Annotated in this window: 13 protein-coding genes; 3 read left to right on the top strand and 10 right to left on the bottom strand. The window is 61.7% G+C overall.

What is annotated here, in order from left to right; all coding sequences use genetic code 11:
• Positions 1 to 4 precede the first annotated feature (4 nt).
• From ACXR0M_RS07210 to ribBA, 3 genes are all read right to left on the bottom strand, one after another.
• Positions 5 to 952 carry an ABC transporter permease gene (locus ACXR0M_RS07210; RefSeq protein ID WP_458831376.1) on the bottom strand — a complete coding sequence of 316 codons (948 nt, stop codon included), beginning with the start codon at positions 950 to 952 and terminating at the stop codon, positions 5 to 7.
• Positions 949 to 1,974, bottom strand: a complete 1,026-nt coding sequence (locus ACXR0M_RS07205) for an ABC transporter substrate-binding protein (RefSeq protein WP_458831245.1) — start codon at positions 1,972 to 1,974, stop codon at positions 949 to 951. The genes ACXR0M_RS07210 and ACXR0M_RS07205 overlap by 4 nt, the downstream gene beginning before the upstream one ends.
• A 321-nt stretch (positions 1,975 to 2,295) precedes the next feature.
• On the bottom strand, positions 2,296 to 3,405 hold the full coding sequence (gene ribBA, locus ACXR0M_RS07200) for a bifunctional 3,4-dihydroxy-2-butanone-4-phosphate synthase/GTP cyclohydrolase II (protein ID WP_458831243.1): 1,110 nt from the start codon (positions 3,403 to 3,405) through the stop codon (positions 2,296 to 2,298).
• Positions 3,406 to 3,473: 68 nt separating this feature from the next.
• On the opposite strand from ribBA, the gene ACXR0M_RS07195 reads away from it, so the two are divergent.
• Positions 3,474 to 3,770, top strand: a complete 297-nt coding sequence (locus ACXR0M_RS07195; protein ID WP_458831241.1) for a DUF1330 domain-containing protein — start codon at positions 3,474 to 3,476, stop codon at positions 3,768 to 3,770.
• A gap of 124 nt (positions 3,771 to 3,894) precedes the next feature.
• On the opposite strand, the gene ACXR0M_RS07190 is transcribed toward ACXR0M_RS07195, so the two are convergent.
• The 7 genes from ACXR0M_RS07190 to ACXR0M_RS07160 all read right to left on the bottom strand — a co-directional run bounded on the left by ACXR0M_RS07190 (position 3,895) and on the right by ACXR0M_RS07160 (position 9,210).
• Positions 3,895 to 4,458, bottom strand: a complete 564-nt coding sequence (locus ACXR0M_RS07190) for an NUDIX hydrolase (RefSeq protein ID WP_458831239.1) — start codon at positions 4,456 to 4,458, stop codon at positions 3,895 to 3,897.
• A 1-nt stretch (position 4,459) separates the two neighbouring features.
• Positions 4,460 to 5,212: a GntR family transcriptional regulator gene (locus ACXR0M_RS07185; RefSeq protein WP_007968636.1), complete on the bottom strand. Its 753-nt coding sequence runs from the start codon at positions 5,210 to 5,212 to the stop codon at positions 4,460 to 4,462.
• Positions 5,213 to 5,254: 42 nt separating this feature from the next.
• Positions 5,255 to 5,659, bottom strand: coding sequence for a carboxymuconolactone decarboxylase family protein (locus ACXR0M_RS07180; protein WP_458831237.1), 405 nt, complete (start codon positions 5,657 to 5,659; stop codon positions 5,255 to 5,257).
• Positions 5,660 to 5,778: 119 nt separating this feature from the next.
• Positions 5,779 to 6,264, bottom strand: coding sequence for a flavin reductase family protein (locus tag ACXR0M_RS07175; protein WP_458831235.1), 486 nt, complete (start codon positions 6,262 to 6,264; stop codon positions 5,779 to 5,781).
• Between the two features lie 12 nt (positions 6,265 to 6,276).
• Positions 6,277 to 7,758 (bottom strand): aldehyde dehydrogenase, encoded by a 1,482-nt coding sequence (locus ACXR0M_RS07170; RefSeq protein ID WP_458831233.1) that lies wholly within the window; start codon positions 7,756 to 7,758, stop codon positions 6,277 to 6,279.
• The gene (locus tag ACXR0M_RS07165) at positions 7,755 to 8,588 is read right to left on the bottom strand and encodes an alpha/beta fold hydrolase (protein WP_458831231.1); all 834 of its coding nucleotides are present in this window, start codon (positions 8,586 to 8,588) and stop codon (positions 7,755 to 7,757) included. The genes ACXR0M_RS07170 and ACXR0M_RS07165 overlap by 4 nt, the downstream gene beginning before the upstream one ends.
• Positions 8,589 to 8,619: 31 nt before the next feature.
• Positions 8,620 to 9,210, bottom strand: a complete 591-nt coding sequence (locus ACXR0M_RS07160) for an amino acid synthesis family protein (RefSeq protein WP_007968626.1) — start codon at positions 9,208 to 9,210, stop codon at positions 8,620 to 8,622.
• Between the two features lie 446 nt (positions 9,211 to 9,656).
• On the opposite strand from ACXR0M_RS07160, the gene ACXR0M_RS07155 reads away from it, so the two are divergent.
• Positions 9,657 to 10,700: a WD40/YVTN/BNR-like repeat-containing protein gene (locus ACXR0M_RS07155; protein ID WP_458831230.1), complete on the top strand. Its 1,044-nt coding sequence runs from the start codon at positions 9,657 to 9,659 to the stop codon at positions 10,698 to 10,700.
• Positions 10,697 to 13,081: an efflux RND transporter permease subunit gene (locus ACXR0M_RS07150; RefSeq protein WP_458831228.1), complete on the top strand. Its 2,385-nt coding sequence runs from the start codon at positions 10,697 to 10,699 to the stop codon at positions 13,079 to 13,081. Before ACXR0M_RS07155 ends, ACXR0M_RS07150 begins: the two co-directional genes overlap by 4 nt.
• Positions 13,082 to 13,163 lie beyond the last annotated feature (82 nt).

Below are 13,163 nucleotides of genomic sequence, written 5' to 3'. Positions count from 1 at the left end.
CGGCTTACCTCGCGTTGCTGGCGCCAACCGGGGATTCCGGCTGAAGCTTCAGGTAGAAGTAGAACAGCACCAGCGTGATCGCGATCAGCAACGCGGCGCCGGCACTGGCCAGGCCCCAGTTGAGGAACGATTGCACCTGCTGAATGATGAACTCCGGCAGCATCATGTTCTGCGCTCCACCGAGCAGCGCCGGGGTGACGTAGTACCCGAGCGACATCACGAACACCATCAACCCGCCGGACGCCAACCCCGGCCGGCACAGTGGCAGGAACACCCGGAAGAAGTTGGTCCACGGACTGGCGCCGCAGATCGAGCCGGCCTGCAAAATCATCGGGTCGATGGCCTGCATGGTCGCCTGCAGCGGCAGGACAATGAACGGGATCATGATGTAGCTCATGCCGATCACCACGCCGGTCAGGTTGTGCACCATTTCCAGCGGCTGATCGATGATGCCCAGCGCCATCAAGGCCTTGTTGATTACCCCCGAGGCTTGCAGCAACACCAGCCACGAATAGGTGCGGGCGAGCAGGCTGGTCCACATCGACAGCAGCACGATATTGAGGATCCAGCGCCCCCAGCCGCGCGGCACCAGCGTGATCGCCCAGGCCAGCGGAAAGCCCAGCAACAGGCTGAAAATCGTCACTAGCCCGGCCACCGAAAAGGTGTTGAGCAGCACCCGGGCGTAGGCCGAGTTGGCGAACAGTTGTTCATAGTTGCCAAGGCCCGGCGTCGGTTCGAGCACCCCACGCAACAACAGGCCAATCAACGGCGCCAGAAAGAACAGCCCGAGGAACAGCAGCGCCGGCAGCAGGTTGCCGGCGCCGCGCCAGCGTTGTCTTAAAGACGGGGTTTGCTGCATCGCAACCGCCTGGGTTCCTGGGGCCGGACCGGCAGCGCGCGCGGCGCTCCCGGTGGCAGTGGAGGGACGGGACGCGGTGGCCGCCATTTTCATTTGACCAGCCATTCGTTCCACCGTGTCGCGATGGCTTGACCGTTCTTGGCCCAGTACGCGAAATCAAGGGTGATCTGATCCTTAGCGTAGGCAGTCGGCAGGTTCGGGGCCAGCGTCGAATCCAGACGCTGAACACTGTCGAGGTTGACCGGGGCGTAGGCAGTCAGGTTGGAGAAGTCGGCCTGGCCTTTGGCGCCGCTGGCAGCCGCGAGGAACTTCATCGCCGCGTCCTTGTTTTTCGAGCCTTTTGGAATCACCAGAATGTCGGCCATGACCAGGTTCTGCTTCCAGCTCACGCCGACCGGCGCGCCGTCTTCCTGCAAGGCGTGAATGCGACCGTTCCAGAACTGGCCCATGCTTGCTTCACCGGAGGCCAGCAGTTGCTGCGACTGCGCGCCGCCGCCCCACCAGACGATGTCTTTCTTGATGGTGTCGAGTTTCTTGAAGGCGCGGTCGAGGTCGAGCGGGTAGAGCTTGTCAGCCGCTACGCCGTCGGCCAGCAGCGTCAGTTCGAGCACGCCGGGGCTTGGCCATTTATAGAGGGCGCGTTTGCCGGGGTAGGTCTTGGTGTCGAACAGCGCGCTCCAGTCCTGCGGCTTGTTGGCGCCGAGTTTGCCCTCGTTGTAGCCGAGGACGAAGGAGAAGAAGAACGAGCCGACGCCGTAATCGCTGACGAAACGCGGGTCGATCCTGTCGCGCTGGATGGTCTTGAAGTCGAGGGGTTCGAGCAGGCCTTCGGCGGCGGCGCGCAGGGCGAAGTCGGCTTCGACATCGACCACGTCCCACTGCACGTTGCCGCCTTCGACCATGGCCTTGAGTTTGCCGTAGTCGGTCGGGCCATCCTGCACCACGGTGATGCCGCTGGCCTTGCTGAACGGATCGGCCCAGGCCTGTTTCTGCGCATCCTGGGTGCTACCGCCCCAGCTGACAAAGTTCACACTCTCGGCGGCCATCGCGGCCTGACCGGTCACGCTCAGCAGTCCCGCAAAAAGAATCGCGGTTGCAGCTTTGTTCAACACCATTTTTACGCCCTCATTGTTGTGTTTTTGAGCGGGCTTGCGTTGTTGCCCGCCTGTCGGGAGCAGTAGCTGGACGGCTTTTTCGGTCGTCCGGTCTATGGAATATCATATTATGGTATTCCAAGCTTTGTGCAAGCACTTTGCCTTACCGGTTATCTGGCGAATACGCTTTTTTGTGGTTCGAAGAAATGAATCTGAAATGCAAAACCCATGTGGGAGCGGGCTTGCTCGCGAAGAGGGCGTGTCATTTGACATGGATGTCGACCGATCCACCGTCTTCGGGAGCAAGCCCCCTCCCACATTTTTAGCGTGGCCGACCGGGGGTTATTCGCTGAACGGAATACTCTCAACCACCTCCAGGTCATACCCGGTCAGCCCCGCATACTTCAGCGGTGGCCCGAGATGGCGCAGCTTGCCCACCCCGAGGTTCTGCAGAATCTGCGCCCCGGTGCCCACCTCCGAATAGATCCGCGATTGCGAGCGGCTGAACTGCCGTGGCGGCTGGGTCAACTGCGGCACGCGTTCCAGCAATGCCTGCGACGACTCGTGATTGGCCAGCACCACGACCACGCCATGTCCTTCCGCCGCGACCCGCTGCAGCGCCGCCCACAGCGTCCAGTTGCTCGGCCCGCTGTACTCGGCGCCGACCAGATCGCGCAGCGGATCGATCACATGCACGCGCACCAGCGTCGGTTCCTCACGACGCAGCTCGCCCATGACCATCGCCATGTGCACGCCGCCCTCGATGCGGTCTTCAAACGTAATCAGGCGGAACGTGCCATGCACCGTCGGCAATTCACGTTCGCCGATGCGTTCGATGGTGTGCTCGGTGCTCAGGCGATAGTGGATCAGGTCGGCGATGGTGCCGATCCTGATCCCGTGCTTGCGCGCGAACACTTCCAGATCCGGGCGGCGGGCCATGGTGCCGTCGTCGTTCATCACCTCGACGATCACCGAGGCCGGAGTGAAGCCGGCCAGACGCGCCAGATCGCAGCCGGCTTCGGTGTGGCCGGCGCGGGTCAGCACGCCACCTTCCTTGGCGCGCAGCGGGAAGATATGCCCGGGCTGCGCCAGGTCTTCGGCGCGGGCGTCTTTGGCCACGGCGGCCGCAACCGTCCGTGCGCGGTCAGCCGCGGAAATACCGGTGGTCACGCCGACCGCTGCTTCAATCGACACGGTAAACGCGGTGCTGAACACACTGCCATTGGCCGGGACCATCTGCTCCAGGCCCAGACGCTGGCAATGCTCGTCGGTCAGCGTCAGGCAAATCAGCCCGCGTGCCTCGCGGGCCATGAAGCTGATCGCCTCGGGCGTGCAGCAGTCAGCGGCGAGCAGCAGGTCGCCTTCATTTTCCCGATCTTCGTCATCGACCAGCAGGACCATTTTGCCGAGACGATAATCTTCGATGATTTCTTCGATGCTGTTGAAGGCCATGCTGGACTCTCAGGGTTCGTTGGAAATATATTGGTATACCATAATACAAAATCAACAAAGAGGTCACTATGAAGGCGTACTGGATTGCCCACGTCGATATCGCGGATGCCGAGCACTACAGCCAATACACCCAGCGCGCGCCGCAAGCGTTCGCCGCATTCGGCGCCAAATTCCTCGCCCGCGGCGGACGCAGCGAAGCACTGGAGGGCAGGGCTGCCCCTCAGCGTAGCGTGGTGATCGAATTCGACAGCTACGAACAGGCGCTGGCGTGCTACCACTCGGCGGCGTATCAGGAAGCGAAAAGTTATCGCGAGGAATGGGCGAGGGCGGAGATCATCATCGTTGAAGGTATCGCCCCACTTTAAGCAACACCCCAAATCCCCTGTGGGAGCGGGCTTGCTCGCGAAGGCGCCGTGTCAGTTGGTAGAAATGTTGAATGATTGATCGCATTCGCGAGCAAGCCCGCTCCCACAGAGACATCGGTAATTCTCAGCGCATGAAATGAATCTTGCCGCTGTCATCATTGCCCATGTAGATCCCATACACCCCGGCCCGACGCTCCTCGATATAACGCTCGAGGATCTGCCGGATCGCCGGGTAGTAGATCTGCTCCCACGGGATGTCTTCAGGGGCGAAGAATTTGTAGTCGAGGGTTTCCGGGCCGTACTGGCCGGTGATCTCCAGCGCTATGGCGCGGAAGATGATGTACACCTCGCTGATTTTCGGCACGCTGAAGATCGAATACGGCGAGACGATTTCCGCGCGCACGCCGCTTTCTTCCCAGACTTCGCGCAGCGCCGCCTGCTCGGTGGTTTCGCCGCTTTCCATGAAGCCGGCGGGCAGGGTCCAGGTGCCGGGGCGCGGGGGGATTGCGCGTTGGCACAGCAGGTATTTGCCGTCCTGCTCGATGATGCAGCCGGCGATGATCTTCGGATTGACGTAGTGGATGTAGCCGCAGCCGCGGCACATCAGGCGCTCGTGCGTATCGCCCGGCGGTATCTGCTGACCGAGGTCAGGGCCACCGCATTTCGGGCAATAGCTCGGGCTGAACATGTCAGTGACCTATACGCGGTTCTTTCAGCGCGATCGGCAGGGTGATGTTCGGCGTGGCGCCGGTCTCTTCCTGTTTGCGCTTGAGGTAGTCGAGGGCTACGGCGGCAGCGGCGCGCACGTGGTCGACGCAGGCCTGATGCGCCGCCAGCGGATCGCCGCTCTTGATCGCCTCGACCATTTTTTCCATTTCGTGATTACTCGCGCCGCGACGGTTTTCCTGGGACACCGAGGTCGCGCGCAGATAGCTGATGCGCGCCTGCAACTGGCGCAATTGGGTGGCCGCGACATGGTTGCCCGAGCCTTCGAGCAATACGTCGTAGAAGCCCTGCACCGAGTCGATCACCTGTTGCAGTTCGCCGTCCTTGAGCGCCTTGCGGTTCTCGTCGAGGGCTTTTTCCAGGGCCTTGATGTCCTTGGCCTTGGCGCGCAGGGTGAACAGCTGGACGATCAGGCCTTCGAGCACGCAACGCAGCTCATAGATGTCGACCGCATCCGCAAGCGTGATGATCGCCACGCGCGGGCCTTTGGCGTCGGCGAACTCCACCAGACCTTCGGATTCGAGGTGACGCAAGGCTTCGCGCACCGACGTGCGGCTGACACCGAGGCGATCGCACAGATCGCGTTCGACCAGACGATCGCCGGGCATGAGCTGGAAATTCATGATCGCGCTACGCAGCTTGTCCAGCACGATTTCGCGCAGGGTAACGGGGTTGCGATTGACCTTGAAGCTGTCGTCGAGAGGCTGGCGTTTCATGGGGTCCGCTCTTTAAGTTGGCTGTCCATGCCAGACGGGCATCTAAACAGCCGAGGGGTTGACTGGGGCCTCGGCGTCGGCTTCGGCGAAGGCTTCACGGGCCAGCCGGAAACTGTCCACGGCTGCCGGGACGCCGCAATAAATGCCGACTTGAAGCAGAATTTCGCGTATTTGCTCACGACTCAGGCCGTTACGCAAGGCGCCGCGCACATGCAGCTTGAGTTCGTGCGGACGGTTGAGCGCCGAGATCATCGCCAGGTTGATCATGCTGCGCTCCTTGAGCGACAAGCCCTCGCGCCCCCAGACATGACCCCAGCAGTATTCGGTAACCATTTCCTGCAGCGGGCGGTTGAAGTCATCGGCATTGTCTAGCGAACGTTGCACGTAGGCTTCGCCCAGGACCTGGGTGCGGATCTTAAGGCCTTTTTCGTACTTGTCATTACTCATAAATCCTCCCATCACCACATTCCCCTGTAGGAGCTGCCGAAGGCTGCGATCTTTTAATCTTGCTCTTGAAAATCAAAGTCAAAAGATCGCAGCCTGCGGCAGCTCCTACAGGGATCGCGTCAGGCCAATGTCGGCAACGCCCCGAGCTTGCCCTTGTGATAAATCATCGGCGTCACCGGTTGTTCAGGCAGGATCAAATGCTTCACCGCGCCGACAATGATCGCGTGATCACCACCGTCGTACTCGCGCCACAACTCGCACTCGATGATCGCCGTGGCCTTGGCGAGGATCGGGTTACCGAGTTCGCTCAAGTGCCACTCGATGTCCTTGGCCTTGTCCTTGCCTTTACCGGCGAAGGCGTAGGCCTCGGCGGTCTGCTCGGCGGACAGCAAATGGATCGCGAATTTCTTGCTGTCGCGCAGCACCGGGTAGGTGTCGGAGGCGTAGTTGGGGCAGAACAGCACCAGTGCCGGATCAATCGACAGCGCGCTGAAGGCGCTGGCGGTGATGCCGACGATGCCGCCGTCCGGGTCGAGGGTGGTGACCACCGTGACCCCGGACGGAAATGAGCTCATGACGTCTTTGTAAATGCCGGGTTCGATCATGTCGCAGGACTCCTAGCGCATCACAAACGGATCAGGCATGGGTGCCTGAGAGAGGTTGATCCACACCGTTTTCAGTTCGGTGTAGGCCAGCACCGAATCGATGCCGCTTTCGCGTCCATAGCCACTGTTCTTGAAGCCGCCGATCGGCGCCATTGCCGACACCGCGCGGTAGGTGTTGACCCAGATGATCCCCGAGCGCACGTCACGGGCCAGACGATGGGCGCGGCCCAGATCGCGGGTCCAGATGCCGGCCGCGAGGCCGAACTGCGAGTCGTTGGCGATCGCCAGCGCTTCGGCTTCATCCTTGAAACGAATCACCGACGCCACCGGGCCGAAGACTTCTTCCTGCATGATCTTCATCGAATTGCGGTCGCACTCGAACAGCGTCGGCTCGTAGAACCAGCCCTCGCCGAGACCGCTCGGACGTTTACCGCCAGTGCGCAAGCGCGCGCCTTCAGCGATGGCATCGGCCACCAGCCCTTCGACCACCGCCAATTGTTGCGCGGTGGCCATCGGGCCCATCTCGCTGTGGTCTTCCTGCGGGTTGCCGATGCGGATGCGCCGGGCGCGCTCGACCAGACGGTTGACGAATTCGTCGTAGATTTCCTCCTGCACCAACAGCCGCGAGCCGGACACGCAACTCTGCCCCGAGGCGGCGTAGATCCCGGCAATCGCGCCGTTGATCGCGCTGTCCAGATCGGCGTCGGCGAAGATGATGTTAGGTGACTTGCCACCGAGTTCCAGCGACAGCTTGGCGAAGTTCTCGGCGCTGCTGCGCACCACATGCCGCGCCGTGGCCGCGCCGCCGGTGAAGGCGATCTTGCGGATCAGCGGATGGCGGGTGAGGGCGGCGCCGGTGCTCGGGCCGTAACCGGTGACGACGTTGACCACCCCCGGCGGAATCCCCGCCGCAAGGGCCAGACGCGCCAGCTCAAGGATGGTCGCCGAAGCGTGTTCCGAAGGTTTGATCACGATGGTGTTGCCGGCGGCGAGCGCCGGGGCCAGTTTGATCGCGGTCAGGTACAGCGGGCTGTTCCACGGAATGATCGCGGCGACCACGCCCATGGCTTCATGCACGGTGTAGGCAAACAGATCGGGCTTGTCCAGCGGCAGGGTGCCGCCTTCAAGCTTGTCGGCGAGGCCGGCGGTGTAGTGGAAGAACTCCGGCAGATAACCGACCTGACCGCGGGTTTCGCGGATCAGCTTGCCGTTGTCGCGGCTTTCCAGCTGCGCCAGTTGCTCCTTGTTCGCGGCGATCAAATCACCGAGACGGCGCAGCAGTTTGCCGCGTGCGGTGGCGCTCAGGCCGCGCCAGGCCGGGCTGTCGAAGGCGGTCTGCGCCGCTTGCACGGCGCGTTCGACGTCAGCTTCATCAGCGTCAGGCAGTTCGGCCCAAGCCTGCGCGGACGCCGGGTTGAGGCTTTCGAAAGTCTTGCCGGAGAGGGCGTCGACCCATTCTCCGCCGATGCACATCTGGAAGCGTGCGAGCGTCATGCAACGATCCCCTTTATATGATTTTGTCGGGCGTGTGCGTATTCGAGAAATTCCAGCAGCGTCTGATTGACCAGGCGCGGCGACTCTACCGGCATCATATGCCTCTGTTCGGCCAGCACGGCAACCTTGGCACCGGGGATGCGTCGGGCCAGTTGCTCGGCCATTTCCGGGGTTGAACCGGGATCGAGTTCGCCGGTGGCGATCAGCGTCGGTGCCTGGATGGAGCCGAGGTCGTCGGCGCGGTACATGTCCTGGGTGGCGAACAATTCATAAGTGGTCAGGTAGCCCTGCGGATCGTTACCGGCGAGGGTCTGGCGAATCGCCGCGATCTGTGCCGGGTTGGCCGCCTGATATTCGCGGCTGAACCAGCGTGACAGCGCCGCTTCGGCGTTGGCATCCGGGCCGTGCTCGGCGGCTTGCGCGGTGCGGGCGATGACGCCGGCGCGCTGTTCTTCGCTGCGGTTGAACACGCTGTTGAGCACCACCAGGCTTTGCAGGCGCTCGGGGTAGTGCAGGGCAAACGCCCGCGCCACCAGGCCGCCCATGGAGAAACCGATCACCGCTGCCTGCGGCAGCTTCAGGTGGTCGAGCAGCTCCAGCAACTGATCGGCATAACCGAGCAGCGCGGTGCCACTGGCCGGCCGTGGGCTGGCGCCGTGGCCGAGCATGTCGTAGGCGATCACCTGATACTGGCTGGCGAGGCCAACGATCTGGCCACCCCACATTTCTTTGTTCAGGCCCACGCCGTGGATCAAGACCACGGGCTGGCCTTGGCCGGTCGCCAGGTAACTGGTGCCAGCCGGGGTGAGTTCAGCGGTGAGCCGAATCATGGAGCGCTCCTGCAATGCCTTTTTATTGTGATTACTGGGCTTTTTCGGCGGCCAGTTCTTCCAGATCGATGTAGCGGTTGCCGATGCGCGGGTGCAGGCGACCACCGTCGGCGCAGCCGAGCACCACGACGATTTCGTCGGCACGCGGCGCGTCTTCGATCTGCATTTCCAGGGTGATGTAGTGCGAACGCAGGCCTTCGTCGTCCTTGTGCATCATCGGGATCTGGATCGAGGTGCCCGGGCCGCCGCGCTTGTTGGTGAAGCTCAGGTAGCTCTTGGCCTTGACCGCCTCGCGGTAGTGATTGCCGAAGCGCAGGGTGTGGATCACCGCCGAAGCGTGTTCGATCTCGCCGTCAGCGCCGACCACCGCAGCCTTGCCATACGCCTCGATCTTCTCGGCGCCGCCGATGATGCCCACCAGACGCTCGACCATCATTGCGCCAAGGTCGGAGCAGTTGGCGCGGATCTGCGGTTTCAGATCCTCGACGAAGCCGTTACCGACCCAAGGGTTCTTCATCACCACGGCCAGGCCGACCATGGTCACCGGCTTGTCAGTGGCCTTGCCGCCTTCGATGAAGGTTTCTTCGACATAGCTGACGATCTTGCGAATTTCGAAACTCATGAGCTGCTCCGTTAGGGGATTGAGAGTGTCTGTGCGTCTGATGGTATACCATAATACCTATCGCGCAAGTCCCTTGATGACTTTTGCCGCATCACCCCGGCGAATGGTCGTGTATTCAAATCCCCAAGCCACGATGATCCCTTGTGGGAGCGGGCTTGCTCGCGAAAGCGTCGTGTCAGGCGACATCTATGCCGGCTGACACCACGCCTTCGCGAGCAAGCCCGCTCCCACAGGGAGTTCATTCGTTACAGAGAGCGGCTTTCGGTTAACAAAAGATAACGTTGCGCCGATTGTCAGACGTTTCGAATGCCCGATAGGATGAGTCAGCATCCGAAGGGGCTCTGGGTTGCGGGTTTCAGGACTATTCTTGTGACCGGGCAGTCACTCGAGCACTCTTGCGGCGCCCTCAAGGTCGATGACCAACAATAATAAACAGGGGAAGGTCTATGAGTCGTTGCCGCCCGCCGGCGTTACGCAACACCGCGTTGCTGGCCACAGCACTCGCGTTGCTGGGCTGTGTTGCCTTGTCGGCACCCGCGCTGGCCGCCGAAGCGCCCGCCGACGGGGTGTATTCCACCGCATCGGCCAAAGCCGCGAAAAGCCTGATACTCGATGTCGTCCACGCCGGTAAACGCCTGGTGGCGGTCGGGGATCGAGGGCACATTCTCTATTCCGACGATCAGGGCAAGACCTGGACTCAGGCCAAAGTGCCGAGCCGGCAACTGCTGACCGCGGTGTACTTCGTCGATGACCAGCACGGCTGGGCCGTGGGCCACGACGCGCAAATTCTCACCAGCGCAGACGGCGGTCTGACCTGGAGCAAACAGTTCGAAGACCTCAAGCGCGAAGCGCCGCTGCTCGACGTCTGGTTCCAGGACGTCAACCACGGCCTCGCCGTCGGTGCCTACGGCGCCTTGCTGGAAACCACCGATGGCGGCAAAAACTGGCAGGACGTCAGCGAGCGCCTCGACAACCAGGACCAGTTCCACCTCAACGCCATTGCTGCGGTCAAGGACGCCGGCCTGTTCATTGTCGGCGAGCAGGGCAGCATGTTTCGTTCCCCGGACTGGGGCCAGACCTGGGAAAAACTTCAGGGCCCGTACCAAGGCTCGCTGTTCGGCGTGATCGGCACCGCCCAGCCACAGACCCTGTTGGCCTACGGCCTGCGCGGCAACCTCTATCGCTCCACTGACTTCGGCAGCAGCTGGCAGCCAATCGAACTGAAAGCCGCGCGCGGTGCGCTGGAGTTCGGCCTGTCCGGCGCGACCCTGCTTGCGGACGGCTCGATCATCATCGTCGGCAACGGCGGCTCGGTGATCAGCAGCAGCGACAACGGCGAAACCTTCAGCGTGTTCAACCGCCCCGACCGCATTTCGCTGTCGTCGGTGACGGCAGCCGGTGACGGCAATCTGATTCTGACCGGGCAGGGTGGCGTGCACACCACGCAGCCGAACGGCGCCGAAATCAATAATAAGAAGGCGGGGCTATGACTTCCTTGAGTTCTCATCATCAGGACAAGGCGACGTTTCTTGAACGTCTGATCTTCAACAACCGCCCGGCAGTGATCCTGATCTGCCTGGTGGTCAGCGTCTTCCTGTTCTGGCAGGCCACGCTGATCCGGCCGTCCACCAGTTTCGAAAAGATGATCCCGCTCAAGCATCCGTTCATCGAGAAGATGATGGAGCACCGCAACGATCTGGCGAACCTGGGCAACACCGTGCGGATTTCGGTGGAAGCCAAGGACGGCGATATTTTCTCCACGGAGTACATGGAGACTCTGCGCCAGATCAACGACGAGGTGTTCTACATCTCCGGCGTCGACCGCTCCGGCCTCAAGTCGCTGTGGAGTCCGAGCGTACGCTGGACCGAAGTGACCGAAGAAGGCTTCGCCGGCGGTGAAGTGATCCCGCAAAGCTACGACGGCTCGCCGGACAGCCTCGACATGCTGCGCAACAACGTCCTCAAATCCGGACAGGTCGGGCGGCTGGTGTCCAACGACTTCAAGTCGAGCATCGTCGATATCCCGCTGCTCGAGTCCTACCCGGACCCGCAGGACCAAGGCAAGCTGCTGGCGCTGGACTACCGGCAGTTCTCCCATGAGCTGGAAGACAAGATCCGCAACAAGTTCGAGGCGCAGAACCCCAACGTCAAGATTCACATCGTCGGCTTCGCCAAGAAGGTCGGTGACCTGATCGACGGTCTGGTGATGGTGGTGATGTTCTTCGGCATCGCCTTCGTCATCACCCTGATCCTGCTGCTGTGGTTCACCAACTGCCTGCGCAGCACCATTGCCGTGTTGAGCACCACGCTGGTGGCGGTGGTCTGGCAACTGGGGCTGATGCACTTTTTCGGCTTCGGCCTCGATCCGTATTCGATGCTGGTGCCGTTCCTGATCTTCGCCATCGGCATTTCCCACGGCGTGCAGAAGATCAACGGCATCGCCCTGCAATCCAGCGAAGCCGATAACGCCCTGACTGCGGCGCGGCGCACCTTCCGCCAGCTGTTCCTGCCGGGGATGATCGCGATTCTTGCCGACGCCGTGGGCTTCATCACGCTGCTGATCATCGACATCGGGGTGATCCGCGAGCTGGCGATTGGCGCCTCGATTGGCGTGGCGGTGATCGTGTTCACCAACCTGATCCTGTTGCCGGTGGCGATTTCCTATGTCGGCATCAGCAAGCGTGCGATTGCCAGGAGCAAGAAGGACGCGAACCGCGAACACCCGTTCTGGCGCCTGCTGTCGAACTTCGCCAGCCCGAAAGTCGCGCCGGTTTCGATTGCGTTGGCGCTGATCGCCTTCGGCGGCGGTCTCTGGTACAGCCAGAACCTGAAAATCGGCGACCTCGACCAGGGCGCGCCGGAACTGCGTCCGGACTCGCGCTACAACAAGGACAACAACTTCATCATCAACAACTATTCCACCAGTTCCGACGTGCTGGTGGTGATGGTCAAGACCGCCACCGAAGGCTGCTCGCGCTACGAAGCGATGGCGCCAATCGATGAGCTGATGTGGAAAATGCAGAACACCGAGGGCGTGCAGTCGGCGATCTCGCTGGTGACCGTGTCCAAGCAGATGATCAAGGGCATGAACGAGGGCAACCTGAAATGGGAAACCCTGTCGCGCAACCCGGACGTGCTGAACAACTCGATCGCCCGCGCCGACGGCCTGTACAACAACAGCTGTTCGCTGGCACCGGTGCTGATCTTCCTCAACGACCACAAGGCCGAAACCCTCGACCGCGCGGTGCAGGCGGTGCAGGAATTCGCCAAGGCCAACAACAAGGACGGTCTGGAATTCATCCTCGCCGCCGGTAACGCCGGGATTGAGGCAGCCACCAACGAGGTGATCAAACAGGCCGAGCTGACCATCCTGATCCTGGTCTACATCTGCGTTGCGGTAATGTGCATGATCACCTTCCGCTCGTGGGCGGCGACCCTGTGCATCGTCTTGCCGCTGGTACTGACCTCGGTGCTGGGCAACGCGCTGATGGCGTTCATGGGCATCGGCGTCAAAGTCGCGACCTTGCCGGTGGTGGCGCTCGGTGTGGGTATCGGCGTGGACTACGGCATCTACATCTACAGCCGTCTGGAAAGTTTCCTGCGCGCTGGCCTGCCGTTGCAGGAAGCCTATTACCAGACCCTGAAATCCACCGGTAAAGCGGTGCTGTTCACCGGTCTGTGCCTGGCCATCGGCGTGTGCACCTGGATCTTCTCGGCGATCAAGTTCCAGGCCGATATGGGCCTGATGCTGACCTTCATGCTGCTGTGGAACATGTTCGGTGCGCTGTGGCTGCTGCCGGCACTGGCGAAGTTCCTGATCAAGCCGGAGAAACTGGCGGGGCAGAAGGGCAATTCGCTGTTTGCCCATTGATCTGAAGGCCGGAAATGACAGAGCCGCAACCTTTGGGTTGCGGCTTTTTTGTGGCGAGGATCAACAGCCCCTCACCCTAACC

It is taken from the genome of Pseudomonas sp. Eth.TT006 (assembly GCF_054456575.1).
The sequence above is the reverse complement of the archived record's forward strand: the minus strand, read 5'-3'. Positions and strand labels throughout refer to the sequence as shown.